15 protein-coding genes are annotated in these 19,610 nt (G+C 67.8%); 13 read left to right on the top strand and 2 right to left on the bottom strand.

Translation table 11 applies throughout. The features are described 5' to 3' along the window. Positions 1 to 28 precede the first annotated feature (28 nt). A complete protein-coding gene (locus tag NJF35_RS08930; RefSeq protein ID WP_225790507.1) occupies positions 29 to 1,882 on the bottom strand; it encodes a sigma-54-dependent Fis family transcriptional regulator in 1,854 nt (617 codons plus the stop codon). Between the two features lie 279 nt (positions 1,883 to 2,161). Between NJF35_RS08930 and NJF35_RS08925 the strand changes: the two genes are divergently transcribed. The 13 genes from NJF35_RS08925 (at position 2,162) to NJF35_RS08865 (ending at position 17,931) form a co-directional block, all read left to right on the top strand. Further along, the gene (locus NJF35_RS08925) at positions 2,162 to 3,217 is read left to right on the top strand and encodes an ATP-NAD kinase family protein (protein WP_253081007.1); all 1,056 of its coding nucleotides are present in this window, start codon (positions 2,162 to 2,164) and stop codon (positions 3,215 to 3,217) included. A gap of 22 nt (positions 3,218 to 3,239) precedes the next feature. After that, positions 3,240 to 4,217: a thiamine pyrophosphate-dependent dehydrogenase E1 component subunit alpha gene (locus tag NJF35_RS08920; protein WP_225790509.1), complete on the top strand. Its 978-nt coding sequence runs from the start codon at positions 3,240 to 3,242 to the stop codon at positions 4,215 to 4,217. A gap of 33 nt (positions 4,218 to 4,250) precedes the next feature. Further along, positions 4,251 to 5,273 carry an alpha-ketoacid dehydrogenase subunit beta gene (locus NJF35_RS08915; protein WP_225790510.1) on the top strand — a complete coding sequence of 341 codons (1,023 nt, stop codon included), beginning with the start codon at positions 4,251 to 4,253 and terminating at the stop codon, positions 5,271 to 5,273. After that, positions 5,270 to 6,376 (top strand): acetoin dehydrogenase dihydrolipoyllysine-residue acetyltransferase subunit, encoded by a 1,107-nt coding sequence (locus NJF35_RS08910; RefSeq protein ID WP_225790511.1) that lies wholly within the window; start codon positions 5,270 to 5,272, stop codon positions 6,374 to 6,376. Before NJF35_RS08915 ends, NJF35_RS08910 begins: the two co-directional genes overlap by 4 nt. A 533-nt stretch (positions 6,377 to 6,909) precedes the next feature. After that, positions 6,910 to 7,215: a DUF3077 domain-containing protein gene (locus NJF35_RS08905; protein ID WP_253090957.1), complete on the top strand. Its 306-nt coding sequence runs from the start codon at positions 6,910 to 6,912 to the stop codon at positions 7,213 to 7,215. A gap of 143 nt (positions 7,216 to 7,358) precedes the next feature. Further along, positions 7,359 to 8,252: a 50S ribosomal protein L11 methyltransferase gene (prmA, locus tag NJF35_RS08900; RefSeq protein ID WP_253090956.1), complete on the top strand. Its 894-nt coding sequence runs from the start codon at positions 7,359 to 7,361 to the stop codon at positions 8,250 to 8,252. Positions 8,253 to 8,281: 29 nt separating this feature from the next. After that, positions 8,282 to 9,595, top strand: a complete 1,314-nt coding sequence (locus tag NJF35_RS08895) for a DUF3426 domain-containing protein (protein ID WP_225790631.1) — start codon at positions 8,282 to 8,284, stop codon at positions 9,593 to 9,595. Positions 9,596 to 9,864: 269 nt separating this feature from the next. Next, positions 9,865 to 10,878, top strand: coding sequence for a tRNA dihydrouridine synthase DusB (dusB, locus tag NJF35_RS08890; RefSeq protein WP_225790630.1), 1,014 nt, complete (start codon positions 9,865 to 9,867; stop codon positions 10,876 to 10,878). Further along, entirely contained in the window at positions 10,875 to 11,195 is a 321-nt protein-coding gene (gene fis, locus NJF35_RS08885) for a DNA-binding transcriptional regulator Fis (RefSeq protein ID WP_008093076.1), read from the top strand. The genes dusB and fis overlap by 4 nt, the downstream gene beginning before the upstream one ends. A gap of 80 nt (positions 11,196 to 11,275) precedes the next feature. Next, positions 11,276 to 12,883 (top strand): bifunctional phosphoribosylaminoimidazolecarboxamide formyltransferase/IMP cyclohydrolase, encoded by a 1,608-nt coding sequence (purH, locus tag NJF35_RS08880; protein ID WP_253081005.1) that lies wholly within the window; start codon positions 11,276 to 11,278, stop codon positions 12,881 to 12,883. A 161-nt stretch (positions 12,884 to 13,044) separates the two neighbouring features. Next, positions 13,045 to 14,340, top strand: coding sequence for a phosphoribosylamine--glycine ligase (gene purD, locus NJF35_RS08875; protein WP_225790628.1), 1,296 nt, complete (start codon positions 13,045 to 13,047; stop codon positions 14,338 to 14,340). A gap of 135 nt (positions 14,341 to 14,475) precedes the next feature. Then, positions 14,476 to 17,247, top strand: coding sequence for a hybrid sensor histidine kinase/response regulator (locus NJF35_RS08870; RefSeq protein WP_253090955.1), 2,772 nt, complete (start codon positions 14,476 to 14,478; stop codon positions 17,245 to 17,247). 87 nt (positions 17,248 to 17,334) lie between these two features. Further along, the gene (locus NJF35_RS08865) at positions 17,335 to 17,931 is read left to right on the top strand and encodes a MarC family protein (protein ID WP_225790626.1); all 597 of its coding nucleotides are present in this window, start codon (positions 17,335 to 17,337) and stop codon (positions 17,929 to 17,931) included. Here the strand turns inward: NJF35_RS08865 and cobJ are convergent. Beyond that, complete coding sequence (gene cobJ / locus NJF35_RS08860) at positions 17,909 to 19,609, bottom strand: precorrin-3B C(17)-methyltransferase (protein ID WP_225790625.1); 1,701 nt, start codon at positions 19,607 to 19,609, stop codon at positions 17,909 to 17,911. The two genes, NJF35_RS08865 and cobJ, sit on opposite strands and share 23 nt — an antisense overlap. Between the last annotated feature and the right edge of the window lies 1 nt (position 19,610).

Raw genomic sequence — 19,610 nt, 5'->3', positions numbered from 1 at the left:
CAAGCGACAAGAAAAACCAGGCGGCCCCCTAACCCTTCATCCGGGGCATCTCGATCCGGTGCTCGTGGACCCGTCGATACAGGGTCGCCCGCGAGATTCCCAGGGCCCGTGCCGCCTCCGCCGGCTTCCAGCGATGGCGAATCAGGGCATCGAGCAAGGCTTGGCGTGCTGGGCTGGAGATTGCCGCTTCAGTGGAGGGCGCGTACCCACTACGCACCTCCTCGGGCAGATCCTCCAGCCCTACCTGGCCGCCCTCGCACACCGCGCAGGCATAGCGCAGCACTTGCCGCAACTGCCGCAGGTTGCCCGGCCAGCGATAGGTCAACAGCGCCTCCAGCGCCGCATCGGCCAGCACCACCTCGACGCCGCACGCCTCGGCCTCCTCCGCCAGCAACCGGTGGATCAGCCCCAGTCGGTCCTCCCGCTCGCGCAGCGGCGGTAATTCGAAACGTGCGTTGGCCAGGCGGAAATACAAGTCCTCGCGAAAGCGCCCTTCGGCCACCATCGCCGCCAGGTCGCGGTGGGTCGCGCAGATCACCTGGATATCCACCCGCTCACGGCGCGCCGCCCCCAACGGCGCTACCTCGCCCTCGGCCAGCACTCGCAGCAAGCGGGTCTGCAAGTTAAGCGGCATGTCGCCGATTTCATCGAGGAACAAGGTGCCGCCATCGGCCTGTTGCAGCAGCCCCTGCATGCCCTTGCTCGACGCACCGGTGAACGCACCGGCCACGTAGCCGAACAGTTCGCTCTCGATCAGGCTCTCGGGTATCGCCGCGCAGTTCAGGGTGACGAACGGCCCGTCGCGGCGCTGGCTCTGCTGGTGCAACTGGCGGGCGAAGACCTCCTTGCCGGCGCCGGTCTCGCCCAGTACCAGCACCGCCAGGTTGCAATCCTTCACCCGCGTGGCCAGGCGCAGGTGCTGTTCGATGCGCGCATCCTGGGCCTGGCGCGGCGGCACTGCCCGGCTACGCCGTTGCGGTGCGCTGACCCGCCCATAGAGGCCGCCCCAACCTGGCAGGCGTTGTGCCGAGGCATCGCTGGCGCGGCGCAGTTGGTCGAGGTCGAACACCTCGCCGATATGCGCGGGCAAGCGGCCATGCTGCGCGAGCAGGCGCTGGCGGGCCAGGCTGTTGATCGCCTGCAGGCGGCCGTCGGCATCCCAGGCCAGCAGGTAGTCCGGCTGGCTCTCCACGTAGCCCGGCGTGCCATGGGCGCGCATCACCCAATGGCCCTGGGCGCTGTGCATGAAGAAGGCGTTCTCGATCTCCCGTGCGGTCTGCTCCACCAACTGGCGGATCAGGTGCTGGCTGCGCCGGTCGTCGGGCGACTGCAGGGCGGAAACATCCACCACCCCGAGCAGTTCGCCATGGGGGTCGAACACCGGCGCCGCGGTGCAGGTCAAGCCGATGAAGGCGGCGCGAAAATGGTCGCGCTTGTGCACCGTGACCGGGGCCTTGCTGGTCAGCACCGCCGCCACCCCGCAGGTACCCTCCTCGCCCTCCGACCAGCAGGTGCCCAGGTACAGCCCGGCCTTGCGGCAGTCGTTGCGGATCGCCGACTCCACCCGATAGTCGATGGTGCGCCCCAGAGCGTCGGTGAGTAGCACGCAATAGTCGGCGCCGCGCACCCGCTCATGCAACCGCGCCACCGCATCGCTGGCGATGCGCAGGAACAGCTCGGCGCGTTCGCGGCATTCGTTGAGCAGTGTCTGGGAAAGGATGCGCGGGCCCTGCAAGGAGCCCGGGTCGAGGCGGTACAACTCCATGGAGCGGCGCCACGAGTCGAGGATCAGCGTCGGCACCGGGGCCTGGGGCAGGCGATCGGCGTTCTTCAGCACCCGGCTGACGCAATCGACATGGGCTCGGGAGTTCGCGGCAAGCATTGGGGCCCTCCGGTTCTCGTGTTCTTGTCGTTGTGCGGCCATTAAGCGCCTCCACGGATTGTCCGACAAGCGCCGCGTGATCACCGGTGCGCTTGAGACGCAGCGTCTCAGTGTCTCGCCGGCGCCCCCGCCCGGCTGGCACCCGGCGTCTCGCCTGGCACCGCCCAGGCTTCGCCTGCAACCCTGCCGGATCGCTCTGCCACGCGCCTTACAGGCAGCCCGGGCAAACCTGGCACCGCGCTTGCTCAAGCCCTGGCAAACAAGAAAACGAGGTGCGCCATGCCGCAACCCGCCCCGACCATCGGCATCATCGCCAACCCGGCGTCCGGTCGCGACCTGCGTCGCCTGACCGCCAATGCCGGGCTGTACTCCAGTACCGACAAGGCCTCGGCCATCCAGCGCCTGCTCGCGGCCTTCGGCGCCACCGGCATCGCCCGGGTGCTGCTGCCCACCGACATGACCGGTATCGCCGCCGCCGTGCTCAAGGCCAGCCTCGGCCCGCTGGCCCGTGACCAGCACTGGCCCACCCTGGAAGTCCTCGACCTGCCACTGACCCAGACCGTCGCCGACACCCGCCTGGCCACCCGCCAGATGGTCGAGCGCGGCGTGGCGATGATCGCCGTGCTCGGTGGCGACGGGACCCACAAGGCCGTGGCTGCCGAGGCTGGCGACGTGCCCTTGCTGACCTTGTCCACCGGCACCAACAACGCCTTTCCCGAACTGCGCGAGGCCACCAGCGCGGGCCTGGCCGGCGGCCTGCAGGCCAGCGGCCAGATCCCCGCCGGCATCGGCCTGCGCCGCAACAAGCGGCTGCTGGTGCGCGTGCCCGAACAGGGCCTGTGCGAGTGGGCGCTGGTGGAGGTCGCCGTGTCGCCCCAGCGCTTCATCGGTGCCCGCGCCCTCAGCCGCAGCGAAGACCTGGCCGAAGTCTTCGCCTGTTTCGCCGAACCCCATGCCATCGGCCTGTCGGCCCTGTGCGGGCTGTGGTGCCCGGTGTCGCGCCACGACCGGCACGGTGCCTGGGTACGTCTCGAGGCCGACAGCGCACAGGCCCTGCTCGCCCCGCTGGCCCCCGGCCTGCTGCAGGGCTGCGGCATCAGCGCCTCTGGCCCGCTCGAACCCGGCGTGGCCTACCCCCTGGCCCTGGCCTGCGGCACCTTGGCCCTGGACGGCGAACGGGAGATCGAGTTCGCCGAGCACGATACCCCGACCATCACCCTCGACCCCCACGGCCCCCTGACCGTGGATGTCGAGGCCGTGCTGGCCCATGCCGCCCGTCATCACCTGCTGGTCGTCCCCCGCGACCACCGGCGCCCCGCTGCACCCCCGTGTTGAGACAACCCTGGAGAACAACAAGATGTCCACTCACCTCAGTTCCGAGCAGTTGCTGCATGCCTATGAAGTGATGCGCACCATCCGCGCCTTCGAAGAACGCCTGCACGTCGAGTTCGCCACCGGCGAGATCCCCGGCTTCGTCCACCTGTATGCCGGCGAGGAAGCCTCCGCCGCCGGGGTCATGGCCCACCTGCGCGACAGCGACTGCATTGCCTCGACCCACCGCGGCCACGGCCACTGCATCGCCAAGGGCGTCGACGTGTACGGCATGATGGCCGAGATCTACGGCAAGAAGACCGGCGTGTGCGGCGGCAAGGGTGGCTCCATGCACATCGCCGACCTGGAGAAGGGCATGCTCGGTGCCAACGGCATCGTCGGTGCCGGCGCCCCCTTGGTGGCCGGCGCCGCCCTGGCCGCCAAGATCAAGGGCCGCGACGATGTGTCGGTGGCCTTCTTCGGCGACGGAGCCTCCAACGAAGGCGCGGTGTTCGAGGCGATGAACCTGGCCTCGATCATGAACCTGCCGTGCATCTTCGTCGCCGAGAACAACGGCTACGCCGAGGCCACGGCCTCGACCTGGTCGGTGGCGTGCGATCACATCGCCGACCGCGCCGCCGGCTTCGGCATGCCTGGCGTGACCATCGACGGCTTCGACTTCTTCGCCGTGCACGAGGCCGCTGGCGCCGCCATCGAGCGCGCCCGCGCCGGGCAAGGGCCGTCGCTGATCGAGGTCAAGCTCAGCCGCTACTACGGCCACTTCGAAGGCGACGCCCAGACCTACCGGGCCCCGGACGAGGTGAAGAACCTGCGTGAAAGCCGAGACTGCCTGCTGCAGTTTCGCCACAAGACCACCCACGCCGGCCTGCTGACCCTCGACCAGCTCGATGCCATCGACGCCCGTGTCGAGGCCCTGATCGACGACGCCGTGCGCCGCGCCAAGTCCGACCCCAAGCCGCAGCCCGCCGACCTGCTCAGCGACGTCTACGTCGCCTACCCCTGAGCCCGCCCGACAAGAACAAGCAGGAGAACCACCATGGCAAGAAAGATCAGCTACCAGCAGGCCATCAACGAGGCGCTGGCCCAGGAAATGCGCCGTGACAGCACGGTATTCATCATTGGCGAGGACGTGGCCGGCGGCGCCGGTGCGCCAGGCGAGGACGATGCCTGGGGCGGCGTGCTGGGCGTGACCAAGGGGCTGTACCACCAGTTCCCCGGCCGGGTACTGGATGCACCGCTGTCGGAGATCGGCTACGTGGGGGCCGCCGTCGGCGCCGCGACCCAGGGCCTGCGCCCGGTGTGCGAACTGATGTTCGTCGACTTCGCCGGTTGCTGCCTGGACCAGATCCTCAATCAAGCAGCCAAGTTCCGCTACATGTTCGGCGGCAAGGCCGTGACCCCGCTGGTGCTGCGCACCATGTACGGCGCCGGCCTGCGCGCGGCGGCCCAGCACTCGCAGATGCTCACCTCGCTGTGGACGCACATCCCAGGCCTGAAGGTGGTCTGCCCCTCCTCGCCATACGACGCCAAGGGGCTGCTGATCCAGGCGATCCGCGACAACGACCCGGTGATCTTCTGCGAGCACAAGCTGCTCTACGGCATGCAAGGCGAGGTCCCGGAAGAGGTCTACAGCGTGCCCTTCGGCGAAGCCAACTTCCTGCGCGATGGCGACGACGTGACCCTGGTGACCTACGGGCGGATGGTCCACGTGGCGCTGGAGGCGGCCAATAACCTGGCCCGCCAGGGCATCGACTGCGAAGTGCTGGACCTGCGCACCACCAGCCCGCTGGATGAAGACAGCATCCTCGAAAGCGTGGAGAAGACCGGCCGCCTGGTGGTGATCGACGAAGCCAACCCGCGCTGCTCCATGGCCACCGACATCAGTGCGCTGGTGGCGCAGAAGGCCTTCGGCGCCCTCAAGGGGCCGATCGAGATGGTCACCGCACCGCATACCCCGGTGCCCTTCTCCGATGCCCTGGAAGACCTGTACATCCCCGACGCGGCGAAGATCGAGACCGCCGTACGCAAGGTGATCGAAGCCGCGAGGAGTGCCGCATGAGCCAGATCCATACGCTGACCATGCCCAAGTGGGGCCTGTCGATGACCGAGGGCCGGGTCGACACCTGGCTCAAGCAGGAAGGCGATGAAATCAACAAGGGCGACGAAGTGCTGGACGTCGAGACCGACAAGATCAGCAGCAGCGTCGAAGCCCCGTTCAGCGGCGTGCTGCGCCGCCAGGTGGCCAGGCCCGACGAGACCCTGCCGGTGGGCGCCCTGCTCGCCGTGGTGGTGGAGGGCGAGGCCCAGGAGTCCGAGATCGACGCCGTGGTGCAACGCTTCCAGGCCGAGTTCGTCGCCGAGGGCGGCGGCGAGCAGGCCCAGGGGCCGGCTCCGCAGAAGGCTGAGGTCGGTGGCCGCCTGCTGCGCTGGTTCGAGCTGGGCGAAGGCGGCACGCCGCTGGTGCTGGTGCACGGGTTCGGTGGCGACCTCGACAACTGGCTGTTCAACCACCCGGCCCTGGCTGCCGAGCGCCGGGTCATCGCCCTCGACCTGCCTGGCCATGGCGAATCGGCCAAGGCCCTGCAACGGGGCGACCTGGATGAACTGAGCGAAACCGTGCTGGCCCTGCTCGATCACCTGGACATCCCCCGCGCCCATCTGGTCGGCCACTCCATGGGCGGCGCGGTGAGCCTGAACGTCGCGCGCCTGGCGCCGCAGCGGGTGGCCAGCCTGGGCCTGATCGCCAGCGCGGGGCTTGGCCAGGCGATCAACGGCCGGTACCTGCAAGGCTTCGTCGAGGCCGGCAACCGCAACGCGCTCAAGCCGCAGATGAGCCAACTGTTCGCCGACCCGGGGCTGGTGACCCGGCAAATGCTCGAGGACATGCTCAAGTTCAAGCGCCTGGAGGGCGTCGACACGGCCCTGCGCCAGTTGGCGGCGGCCATCGCCGACGGCGACCGGCAGCGCCACGACCTGCGCGGCGTGCTGGGCCAGTTGCCGGTGCTGGTGGTCTGGGGCAGCGAGGACGCGATCATCCCGGCCAGCCATGCCGAGGGGCTGGAGGCGGAGGTCGTGGTGATCCCGGGGGTGGGGCACATGGTGCAGATGGAAGCGGCGGAGCAGGTCAACCAGCAGGTGCTGGCGTTCCTGCGCAAGCACTGAGTGTGCCGGGGGCCGCTGCGCGGCCCATTCGCGGGCAAGCCCGCTCCCACAGGTTCACCGCTGCCCGTGAGAGCGGCGCTGTGCCTGTGGGAAGATTACCCAGCCCATCGGGCTGCGCTGTCGCGCAGAGAACAGGGACCGAATGGGCAACACAGCCTGTGTGGGAGCGGGCTTGCCCGCGAATGGGTCGCGAAGCGGCCCCAGCGATCTCAACCTTGTCAGACATTTCCGAACTTGGAACCAAACACTTCAGCCCACCATGTCTGGCGAACTATCCTACGCAACTGCCGGAAACCGCCGCATTGTTAGGGCAATACCATGGGGATAACTTCACCGGGTCGTCACATTTGGCGACCGGGTGTGAGAAACCCGACCTGCACTGCTACGGCATCGCTTCATGGCAGCCATGCGCGGGCAGACTTCGGTCTGGCCGGGTTTCCAGTGCACCGGTTTTCTCACCCCGCGTACGGCTGCCACCTTTGTCCGTGAGAAAGATCCAGGTGGTCGCTCCTGCCACGCACTGGAGATCCATCATGAAGAAGACCGTCCCCGACCCGCCCCATCTTGCCCATCCCATCCCCCTCAACGACGCCCCAGCCCCGAAAGCCTGCTCGACCGCCGGCCGCGAAACCTTCATGGAACTGTTCCGTATCCAACCCGGCGTCCCTCTCGAACATGCCCTCTGCGAGCTGTCGGTGCTGCTGGGTTGCATCCGCCACCTGTCCACCGAGGCGGAGATGGAAGGCGACCTGATCGCCGGCAGCGCCGCGCGGATTCTCAGCGGCTTCGCCAAGGCACTGATCGACGACATCGAGCGCGGGATGCACCGGCCCCCCTGACCAGGCGCTGCCCTCCCGGCCGCGGCGCGGCCCATTGCCCGCGCCCGGCCAAACCGTCCTGCACAAACCCCACGCACTCAAGTAAACTGCCAGGCTTCGCGCAGCCCTGGGCTGCCCCTGTCGATTTACCAAAGGTGCCCGCCATGCCCTGGCTGCAAGTACGCCTGGCCATCAGCCCGGAACAAGCCGAAACCTACGAAGACGCCCTGCTCGAAGTCGGTGCCGTCTCGGTGACCTTCATGGACGCCGAGGACCAGCCCATTTTCGAACCGGACCTCAACACCACCCCGCTGTGGTCGCACACCCATCTGCTGGCCCTGTTCGAGGCCGATGCCGAGCCTGAGCAGGTGTTCGCCCACCTGCGCCTGCTGACCGGCGCCGAGCTGCCGGAGCACCACGCCGAGGTGATCGAGGACCAGGACTGGGAACGCAGCTGGATGGACAACTTCCAGCCCATACGCTTCGGCCGCCGCCTGTGGATCGTCCCGAGCTGGCACGAGGCCCCGGAAAAGGACGCGGTGAACCTGCTCCTGGACCCGGGCCTGGCCTTCGGCACCGGCACCCACCCGACCACCGCCCTGTGCCTGGAGTGGCTCGACGGCCAGCAGCTCGAAGGCACCCAGGTGCTGGACTTCGGTTGCGGCTCGGGCATCCTGGCCATCGCCGCCCTGCTGCTGGGCGCCCGCGAGGCAGTGGGCACCGACATCGACGTGCAAGCCCTGGAGGCCTCGCGTGACAACGCCGGGCGCAATGACATCGCCGACCAGCGGCTGGCCCTGTACCTGCCCGAACAGATGCCGGCCCTGCAGGCCGACGTGCTGGTCGCCAACATCCTCGCCGGCCCTCTGGTTTCGCTAGCCCCGCAGTTGTCCGGCCTGGTCCGCCCCGGTGGCCTGCTGGCGCTCTCCGGCATCCTCGCCGAACAAGGTGAGGAAGTGGCCGCCGCCTATGCCGCCGACTTCGAGCTCGACCCGATCGTCGAGCGCGACGGCTGGGTGCGCATCAGTGGTCGCCGCCGCCCGGCAGGCCTAGAATAAATCCCTGCACCAGCCCTCCGGATCGCCGCATGACCGACAGTTTCGTCACCCAGTGCCCGCATTGCCAGACCAGCTTTCGCGTCACCCACCACCAGTTGAGCGTGGCCCGTGGCGTGGTGCGCTGCGGCCACTGCCTGCAGGTGTTCAATGCCGCCAAGCAACTGTTGGAGCAGAACCGCGCCGCAGGCGCGCAAGCGGCTCCGGCCCCGGCTGCAGCGCCAGCGCCAGAGCCAACACCTGAGCCGGCCAGCCAGCGCCCGGTCGTGGACCAGGAGGACTGGACCCTCACGGCGCAGGCGCTGGATGACCTCGACCTGGACCAGGAGCTGGCCCGCCTCGAACAACGCGATACCCCAGCCGAACGCCAGGAGGCCCCACGCGCCGAGGCCTTGCAGGCCCGCCGCGACGCCCCCGACGACGAAGCGCACAGCGACGCCCCCTTCGGCACCGCGACCGACGAGCAGCCCGACCTGCACCCTGTCGACGAGCCCGCCCCCGTACTGGTCGAACAGGAAGACCTCGACCTGGAGCCAGCACCGGGCGATCGCACCGAGCCGACCCTGGGCAGCAACCTGGACCTGGACGACGAAGAGCCCCACACCTTCACCCCGCTTTCCGACCCGCGGGGCGAACACTTGTCGACCGACGACGAAGTCCCGCAAATGGGGCTTTCGGCACTGGACGACGAGGAACGTGGCCTCCATCTGTCGGCGCACGACGACGATGACGATGCCCGCCACCTGCCCGACGAACGGCTGGAGCCGGGGCTGGCCGCCCGGCCCGAGCGCCCGACGCGCAAGGAGCCGTTGGTACACGTGGTCGACGACCCGTTGCAGCTCGACTGGCACAAGCCCCGCCCCAACTGGGCCAAGCGCCTGCTGTGGGGCGTGCTGACCCTGCTGGCCGCTGGCCTGCTGGCGTTCCAGTACGTCTGGTACCACTTCGACGAGATGGCCCGCCAGGACCAGTACCGCCCCTGGTTCCAGCAACTGTGCCCGCTGCTCGGCTGCCAGGTGCCGACCCGCGTGGACATCTCGCGGATCAAGAGCAGCAACCTGGTGGTGCGCAGCCACCCGGACTTCAAGGGTGCGCTGATCGTCGATGCGATCATCTACAACCGCGCGCCCTTCGCCCAGCCGTTCCCGCTGTTGGAGCTGCGTTTCGCCGACCTCAACGGCCAGCTCATCGCCAGCCGTCGCTTCAAGCCCAGCGAGTACCTCTCGGGCGAGTTGGCCGGGCGCGGCGAGATGCCCAGCCAGACCCCGATCCACATCGCCCTCGACATCCTCGACCCCGGCCCCAAGGCGGTGAACTACAGCCTCAGCTTCCGCTCCCCCGAATAAGCCGCAAGCTGCAAGAAAAAGCGCACCGAGCCTCGGCTTACGGTCTCTTGCAGCCCTCATAAGCGACGAGCTGCAGGCCTCGCGAGAAAGCGCACGGTGCTCCGGCCCCCGCTCTCTTGCCGCTTGAAGCGCGCAGCTTGCAGCTTTCGCTATAAGCCTCGAGCTGTTCAGATTTTATCCAAATCCATCTTTATCCGGTCACCGAGAGCGGGTATCATGCCAACCCTTTTTCGGACTCCAATGATTCGGCCCCACAACAGGGAACACCTATGTCGGCGGTACGCATCGGCCCTTATACACTGCGAAACAACCTGATCCTCGCGCCCATGGCCGGGGTCACGGACCAACCTTTGCGCACGCTCTGCCAACGCCTGGGGGCGGGCATGGTGGTGTCGGAGATGGTGACCAGCGACATGAGCCTGTGGAACAGCCGCAAGTCGCGCCTGCGCCGCATCCACGAAGGTGATCCCGAGCCACGCTCGGTACAGATCGCCGGTGGCGATGCGCAGATGCTGGCGGCCGCGGCCCGGGCCAACGTCGAAGCCGGCGCCCAGATCATCGACATCAACATGGGCTGCCCGGCGAAAAAAGTCTGCAACAAAGCCGCAGGCTCTGCTTTATTGAGAGATGAAGCCTTGGTCAGCGAGATCCTCCATGCCGTCGTCGGCGCCGTGGAGGTCCCGGTGACCCTGAAGATCCGCACCGGCTGGGACCGGGCGAACAAGAACGGCCTGAACGTGGCGAAGATCGCCGAACAGGCCGGCATCCAGGCGCTTGCGGTGCATGGCCGCACACGCGCCGACCTGTATACCGGCGAAGCCGAATACGACACCATCGCTGCCATCAAGCAAGCGGTGTCGATCCCGGTTTTCGCCAACGGCGACATTACCTCGCCAGAAAAGGCCCGGGCGGTGCTGGACGCCACCGGTGCCGACGGCCTGCTGATCGGCCGTGCCGCCCAGGGGCGGCCGTGGATCTTCCGCGAGATCGAGCATTACCTGCGCACGGGCGAGCATCTGCCAGCCCCGGGGCTGGAAGAAGTGGAACGCATTCTGCTGGAGCACCTGGCCGCGCTGCATGCCTTCTATGGCGATGTGATGGGTGTACGTATCGCCCGCAAGCACGTTGGCTGGTACCTGGCGACACGACCTGGCGGCAAGGAGTTTCGCGGCCGGTTCAACGCTTTGGAAGACACACAAGCGCAGTGCGCCAACGTTCGCGCGTTTTTCCGCGAGCGTCGACAGAGCCTTGAGACAGAGGACGGACAAGGGGTGGCCGCATGACGATGATGACCGAGACTTTAGTGAGTGGAACAACGCCCGTGAGCGACAACGCCAATCTCAAGCAGCACCTCAACACGCCGAGCGAGGAGGGCCAGACCCTGCGCGACAGCGTGGAGAAGGCGCTGCACAACTATTTCGCCCACCTGGAAGGCGCCACCGTCACCGACGTCTACAACCTGGTGCTCTCGGAAGTCGAGGCGCCGCTGCTCGAAAGCGTGATGAACTACGTCAAGGGCAACCAGACCAAGGCCAGCGAGATGCTCGGGCTCAACCGTGGCACCCTGCGCAAGAAGCTCAAGCAGTACGACCTGTTGTAAAGCCAGAATCCCAATCAGAAAAGGCGGCTCCCCTAAAGAGGCGCCTTTTTTGCTGAATCCACCGCGTTATGGAATCCGAAATGACCGACCAGACTACCCGCCTGCCGATCCGCCGCGCCCTGATCAGCGTCTCCGACAAGACCGGGATCCTCGAGTTCGCCCGTGAGCTGCAACAGCTCGGCGTCGAGATCCTGTCCACCGGCGGTACCTACAAGCTGCTCAAGGACAACGGCGTGAACGCGGTGGAAGTGGCCGACTACACCGGCTTCGCCGAAATGATGGACGGCCGGGTCAAGACCCTGCATCCGAAGATCCACGGCGGCATCCTCGGCCGGCGCGGCATCGACGACGCCATTATGAACGAGCACGGCATCAAGCCGATCGACCTGGTCGCCGTCAACCTGTACCCCTTCGAGGCGACCATCGCCAAGCCCGGCTGCGACCTGCCGACCGCCATCGAGAACATCGACATCGGCGGCCCGACCATGGTCCGTTCGGCGGCCAAGAACCACAAGGACGTGGCCATCGTGGTCAACGCCAGCGACTACGCCCAGGTCCTGGAAAACCTCAAGGCCGGTGGCCTGACCTACGCCCAGCGCTTCGACCTGATGCTCAAGGCCTTCGAGCACACCGCTGCCTACGACGGCATGATCGCCAACTACATGGGCACCATCGACCAGTCGAAGGACACCCTGTCCACCGAAGGCCGCAGCGAATTCCCGCGCACCTTCAACAGCCAGTTCGTCAAGGCCCAGGAAATGCGCTACGGCGAGAACCCGCACCAGAGCGCGGCGTTCTACGTCGAGGCCCGCAAGGGCGAGGCCAGCGTCTCCACCGCCCTGCAGTTGCAAGGCAAGGAACTGTCGTTCAACAACGTGGCCGACACCGACGCCGCGCTGGAGTGCGTCAAGAGCTTCGTCAAGCCGGCCTGCGTGATCGTCAAGCATGCCAACCCGTGCGGCGTGGCCGTGGTCCCCGAGGACGAGGGCGGCATCCGCAAGGCCTACGACCTGGCCTACGCCACCGACACCGAGTCGGCCTTTGGCGGCATCATCGCCTTCAACCGCGAGCTGGACGGTGAAACCGCCAAGGCCATCGTCGAGCGCCAGTTCGTCGAAGTGATCATCGCGCCGAAGATCTCCCAGGCCGCCCGTGACGTCGTGGCCGCCAAGCAGAACGTACGCCTGCTCGAGTGCGGCGAATGGCCAGCCGAACGCGCCGCCGGCTGGGACTTCAAGCGCGTCAACGGTGGCCTGCTGGTGCAGAGCCGCGATATCGGCATGATCACCGCCGATGACCTGAAGATCGTCACCAAGCGCGCCCCGACCGAGCAGGAAATCCACGACCTGGTGTTCGCCTGGAAAGTGGCCAAGTTCGTCAAGTCCAATGCCATCGTGTACGCCAAGCAGCGCCAGACCATCGGCGTCGGCGCCGGCCAGATGAGCCGCGTCAACTCCGCCCGCATCGCCGCCATCAAGGCCGAGCACGCCGGCCTGCAGGTACAGGGCGCGGTCATGGCCTCGGACGCCTTCTTCCCGTTCCGTGACGGCATCGACAATGCGGCTAAAGTGGGTATCAGCGCTGTCATCCAGCCAGGTGGCTCGATGCGTGATGCCGAGGTGATCGCCGCGGCCGACGAAGCCGGTATCGCCATGGTGTTCACCGGCATGCGCCACTTCCGCCACTAAGTTGTTACGCGGATCTCCGGGCTGGTGGTGGAGCTTGTGGGAGCGGGCTTGCCCGCGAATGCGGCGGTGAAGGCACCATCGTATTCGCGGGCAAGCCCGCTCCCACAGAGATCCCCGCCAGCATGGAGATCCCCTGAATTCAGCGTCATCGAGGTTTTGACATGAAAGTTTTGATCATCGGCAGCGGCGGCCGTGAGCACGCCCTGGCCTGGAAAGTCGCCCAGGACCCTCGGGTCGAGAAGGTCTACGTTGCCCCGGGCAACGCCGGTACCGCCACCGAAGCCAAGTGCGAGAACGTCGCCATCGACGTCACCGCCCTGGAGCAACTGGCCGACTTCGCCGAGAAGAACGTGCAGATGACCATCGTCGGCCCCGAGGCGCCGCTGGTCGCCGGTGTCGTCGACCTGTTCCGCAGCCGTGGCCTGGACTGCTTCGGCCCAACCAAGGGCGCGGCCCAGCTGGAAGGCTCCAAGGCCTTCACCAAGGACTTCCTGGCACGCCACAAGATCCCCACCGCCGACTACCAGAACTTCACCGAGATCGAGCCGGCCCTGGCCTATCTGAAGGAAAAGGGAGCGCCGATCGTCATCAAGGCCGACGGCCTGGCCGCGGGCAAGGGCGTGATCGTCGCCATGACCCTGGAAGAAGCCGAAGCCGCGGTGCGTGACATGCTCGCCGGCAACGCCTTCGGCGACGCCGGTTCGCGCGTGGTGATCGAGGAGTTCCTCGACGGCGAGGAAGCCAGCTTCATCGTCATGGTCGACGGCCACAACGTGCTGCCCATGGCCACCAGCCAGGACCACAAGCGCGTCGGCAACGCCGACACCGGCCCGAACACCGGCGGCATGGGCGCCTACTCCCCGGCCCCGGTGGTGACCCCGGACGTGCACCAGCGCGTGATGGACCAGGTGATCTGGCCGACCGTGCGCGGCATGGCCGAGGAAGGCAACGTCTACACCGGCTTCCTCTATGCCGGCCTGATGATCGACAAGGCGGGCAACCCCAAGGTCATCGAGTTCAACTGCCGCTTCGGCGACCCGGAGACCCAGCCGGTCATGCTGCGCCTGGAGTCGAGCCTGGTGCTGCTGGTCGAGGCGGCCTTCGCCAAGGCCCTGGACAAGGTCGAGGCCCAGTGGAACCCGCAGCCGAGCCTGGGCGTGGTCCTGGCCGCCGGCGGCTACCCGGGCGACTACCAGAAAGGCGCGGCGATCAGCGGCCTGGACGCCGCCGCCCAGCTGGACGGCAAGGTATTCCACGCCGGCACCGCGCTGAAGGACGGCCAGGTCGTGGCCAACGGCGGGCGCGTACTCTGCGCCACCGCCCTGGGCGACACCGTCGAGGCTGCCCAGCGCCAGGCCTACCGCCTGGCCGAGCAGATCCAGTGGGACGGCAGCTTCTACCGTACCGACATCGGCTACCGGGCCATCGCCCGCGAGCGTGGTGAGCACCAGCAGTAACCTGCACCGGATCGCCGTGCCGCCTTGGGCGCACGGCCTCCGGCTCGTCGACAGGGCCCCCGGGGGGCCTTGCCTTCGCCTTGGCGCGCCGCGCATAGTTGTTATCCGGCACATCAGCTAAGAAGGGACTTCGTCTTGCGTCGGCTTCGGATTGCCATTGCCCTGTTCGTCAGCCTGCTGACCCTGCTCTGCCTTCCTCCGGCCTCGGCCGAACCAGGTGGTGGCTGGTCCGTTCTGCTCGACGAGCAGGCCAACCTGCAATTGAGCGACGTGCGCTCCGACCGCTACCGCAACCAGTTCAGCCCCCTGAAACTGTTCGAGCTCAACGCCGCCTCTGCCGACCAGGCCCTGTGGCTGCACTACCGGCTCGAGCCCCGGGAGCAGGAGCGCCTGCTGCGCATCTTCGCCCCCGACCTGTCACGCCTGGACCTCTACGCCCTGGATGGCGAAAAACTGCTGCGCCAGCTGCACCACGGGCGCCAGGGCGGCAATGCCAGCCCCACCCTGCGCGGCAGCGACCATGTGCTGCCCCTGCCCAACAGCCCCCATGCGCTGGACATCTACGTGCGCCTGGTCTCGGAGCATCAGCTGCGCCCAGCCATCAGCCTGGAGGATGCGGCCTCGGCCGCCACCGACCAGAGCCAACCGCTGCTGTTCGGCCTGCTGTTCGGCGGGCTGGCCATGCTCATCCTGCACAACCTGATCCGTTTTCTGTACACGCGCTCCAGCACGACCCTGGTCCTGGCCCTCTACCACGGCCTGATGCTGCTCAGCGCCCTGATCCTGCTCAACCTCAGCGGCCCCTGGTGGCAGCTGTGGCACAGTGCCCAGACGCCCGCCGCCTACCTCACCCTGGTGCTGGCGGGACTTGCCGGGCTGTACTTCACCCTGCGTTTCTTCGGCCCCTGCAGCTCGCCCAGGCTCAACCGCCTGCTGCATGGCGAAATGCTGGTCGTCGCGGTCAGCGGCCTGGTGCTGCTGTTCGTCGACACCCTGCCGCTCAACCTGATGACCTACGCCCTGCTCGCCCTCGGCAGCGTGAGCATGCTGCTGGCCAGCGCCTACCACTGGTACAAGGGCTACGGGCCGGCGCGCCTGTTCACCGTCGCCATGCTGGTGTTCAACCTCGGCGGCCTGGTGCTGCTGCCGGCCTTGCTGGGGCTCACCCGCACCTCGACGCCCTGGCTGCTGTGCATCCTCATGGGCCTGACCGTGGCCAGCGGCCTGCTGCTCAACCTGGCGGTCAGCGAACGCCTGCGCAAGATCAGCGACGAGCGTTACCGCGCCAGCCGCGCCCTGGCCGCCAGCGATGCCGAGATCAACGCCAAGGCCGAGTTCCTGGCCAAGATCAGCCACGAGATCCGCACGCCGATGAACGGTGTGCTGGGCATGACCGAGCTGCTGCTCGGCACGCCGCTGTCGGTCAAGCAGCGCGACTACGTGCAGACCATCCACAGCGCGGGCAACGAGCTGCTGACCCTGATCAACGAGATCCTCGACATTTCCAAGCTCGAGTCCCGGCAGATCGAGCTCGATGATGTGCAGTTCGACCTCAACGCGCTGATCGAGGACTGCCTCAACATCTTCCGGGCCAAGGCCGAGCAGCAGAACATCGAGCTGATCAGCTTCACCCAGCCCCAGGTGCCGCGGGTCGTCAGCGGCGACCCGACGCGCCTGCGCCAGGCCCTGTCGAGCCTGCTGGAGAACGCCCTGAAGAACACCGTGCAAGGCGAGATCCTGCTGGTGGTGGCCCTGGACCAGCGCGGCGATGTCCCGCGCCTGCGCATCGCCGTACAGGACAGCGGCGAACCGATGCCCTCGGCCGAGCGCGACGCCCTGTTGCAGGCCGAGCTGCACAGCCACCACTTCCTCTCCAGCAGCAAGCTCGGCGGGCACCTGGGGCTGATCATCGCCAAGCAACTGATCGGCCTGATGCAGGGCGAGTTCGGCATCAAGAGCAGCACCAGCATGGGCAACACCCTCTGGCTGACCTTGCCCCTCGACCCGCTGCGCCTGGAGCAGCCGCCTGCCGACCTGGACGGCCCGCTGCGCGACGCGCGGGTGCTGGTGGTGGACGACAACGACACCTGCCGCAAGGTCCTGGTGCAGCAGTGCAGTGCCTGGGGCATGAACGTCAGCGCCGTGCCCTCGGGCAAGGAGGCCCTGGCCCTGCTGCGCACCAAGGCGCACCTGCGCGACTACTTCGATGCCGTGCTGCTGGACCAGAACATGCCCGGCATGACCGGCATGCAACTGGCGGCCAAGATCAAGGAAGACCCGAGCCTGAACCACGACATCCTGGTGGTGATGCTCACCGGCATCAGCAATGCGCCAAGCAAGATCATCGCGCGCAACGCCGGGGTCAAGCGCATCCTGGCCAAGCCGGTGGCCGGCTATACCCTCAAGACCACCCTGGCCGAAGAGCTGGCCCAGCGAGGCCGCGAGCAAGCCGCCCCACCCTCCCTGGCCGGCACGCCACCACCGCTGGACCTGCCCAGCGATTTCCGCGTGCTGGTCGCCGAGGACAACAGCATCTCGACCAAGGTCATCCGTGGCATGCTCGGCAAGCTCAACCTCGAGCCGGATACCGCCAGCAACGGCGAGGAAGCCTTGCAGGCAATGAAGGCGCGGCGCTATGACCTGGTGCTGATGGACTGCGAGATGCCGGTGCTCGACGGTTTTTCGGCCACCCAGCAACTGCGCGCCTGGGAAACCGCCAACCAGCGCCAGCGCACCCCGGTGGTGGCGCTGACCGCGCACATTCTCAGCGAGCACAAGGAGCGTGCGCGCTTGGCCGGCATGGACGGGCACATGGCCAAGCCGGTGGAGCTGTCGCAACTGCGCGAGCTGATCCAGTTCTGGGCGAGCCAGCGGGCCGCCACCTCGGACCCGTTGCAGACATCCTGAGATTCAGGGGCGCTCCCCGCGATTGCCGCGCCGCCGCTGCGACTGCTGATACACTTGCCCACACCCTCCCCGCCATGGATCCGGACCATGTTCCATGAGTTGTTCAGCGTCTACCTGAAGATGCTCGTGCTCTACAGCCCATTCTTCGTGCTGTCGTGCTTCATCAGCCTGACCCGCGGCCACTCCAGCAAGGAGCGCAAGCAACTGGCCTGGCGCGTGGCCATCGCCGTGCTGATCGCCAGCGTGCTGCTCTACCTGTTCGGGCGGGTGATCTTCGGCGTGTTCGGCATCACCGCCGACGCCTTCCGCATCGGCGCCGGCAGCGTGCTGTTCATCTCCGCCCTGGGCATGGCCCAGGGCAAGTCGGCGGTGCAGGCCGACAACGTGCAGCAGGACGTGACCATCGTGCCGCTGACCATCCCCCTGACCGTCGGCCCCGGCACCATCGGTGCGCTGCTGGTGATGGGGGTGAGCCAGCCGCACTGGGACGACAAGCTGCTGGCCATCGTCAGCATCGCCCTGGCCAGTTTCACCGTGGGCCTGGTGCTCTACCTCTCGCACCGCATCGAACGCCTGCTCGGCGACCAGGGCCTGCAGATCGTCAGCCGCCTGATGGGGCTGTTCGTCTGCGCCCTGGCGGCGCAGATCATCTTCACCGGGATCAAGGGTTACCTGGTGCCGTAGGGTACCAGCGCGGCGTGTACACCCACTGGCCGCCCCCGGCAGTCTCGAACACGCACGTGGTGGACGAGCCGACCAGCACCAGGGTGCGCATGTCGACCATCTCGGGCACCAGCTCGCCCAGGGTGACGACCCGCAGGGATTGCCCCGGCCGGCCGATGTCGCGGCCGAGCACCACGGGCGTGTGCGCAGCGCGGTGCCGACGCACGATGTCCAGCGCCTGCCCTAGCTGCCACGGCCGGGCCCGGGAGATCGGGTTGTAGAACGCCAGCACCAGGTCGGCCTGGGCCGCCAGGTCCAGGCGTTGCTCGATGATCGACCAAGGCTTGAGGTTGTCCGACAGCGACATCACGCAGAAATCGTGGCCCAGCGGTGCGCCAGCCTGGGCAGCCGTGGCCAGGGAGGCGGATACCCCCGGCAGGACCTGCAGCTCGACCCGGTGCCAGGCTGGGTCGGTGGACATGTGCAGCGCCTCGAGCACCGCGGCGGCCATGGCGAACACGCCTGGATCACCCGATGACACCACCACCACCGAGCGCCCCTGGGCCGCCAGCGCGAACGCATGGCGAGCGCGCTGCATCTCCTCGCGGTTGTCGGTGCAGTGCAGCACCTGGTCGTCGCGGAACGGGCCGGCCATGCGCACGTAGGTCTCGTAGCCGAGCACGTCCTGGGCGCGGGCCAGTTCGGCCTTGACCGCCGGCACCATCAGCTCGGCGGCGCCTGGGCCCAGGCCGATCACGGCCAGGCGACCACGCCGGCGGCCGATCCGTTCGATCGCCACCGGCGCAGCGGCGATGGCCAAGGCCAGAGCGCCGGCGCTCTCCAGGCGTGCCTGGGGCAGCGCCTCGGCGAGCATCTGCGCCGGGCTCGCCGCAGCGGGGGCGAAACGCAGGGCAACGCCCAGCGCTTGCGCAGCCTCGTGCAAGGCAGGCTCGGCCATGTCGGCTTCGCTCGCCAACAGGCAGGCCAACGCAGGTTCGGCGATGCCCGCCGCTTGCAGCGCGGCCCGCACGCGCTGCGTCAGGTCAGCGACACCGGCAGCGACAGCCACCACGACACAGCGCGAATGGATCAGCAGTTCGTCACGGCTGGCCGGGCGCGCGGCGCAGCCCACATGAATGATGCGCTGGGCGCTGTCGCTTGCCGGCAACTGCGCCTGCTCGAGCCAGGGCGCATCGCCCTCGATACGTACCGCCTCGCCCGCGAGCAGGTCGCAGACGAAACGCTTGCCCTGCTCCAGATCCGCCAGGGCATAACCCTCGGGCGGATCGAGCAGGCACGTGCCGAAGCGTAGCTCGCCACTGGTGGTGATCGCCGCTGCCACGCCCAGCGCCTCGCCGAGCACCCGGGCCATGGCGTTGACCCCGCCCAGGCCACCGAGCAGCGGCACCACGGCGCTGCCGTCCTCGGCCACCGCCAGCACCGGCGGCTCGGCGCCCTTTGCGTCCAGCATCGGGGCCAGGCTACGGATGACGATGCCCGCCGCGCACAGGGCGATGATCGGGGTGTCCTGCTGGTAGAGCTGGCGCAGGGTGTCGCCGAAGCGCAGGTACTGCACGTCGACGCCCTCGACACGGCCCTGCAGGCCATGGATCGACGCCCGTGGATAACACTGCTGGATACGCCGCGCCGTGGCCAGGCTGCCGGGGCCGAGCACGACGATGGCGGGTGCCTTGTGCATG

Origin of the sequence: Pseudomonas guariconensis, from assembly GCF_024127895.1 — a bacterium.
GTDB lineage: Bacteria > Pseudomonadota > Gammaproteobacteria > Pseudomonadales > Pseudomonadaceae > Aquipseudomonas > Aquipseudomonas guariconensis_B.
This window is presented reverse-complemented; position numbering and strand designations above follow the sequence as displayed.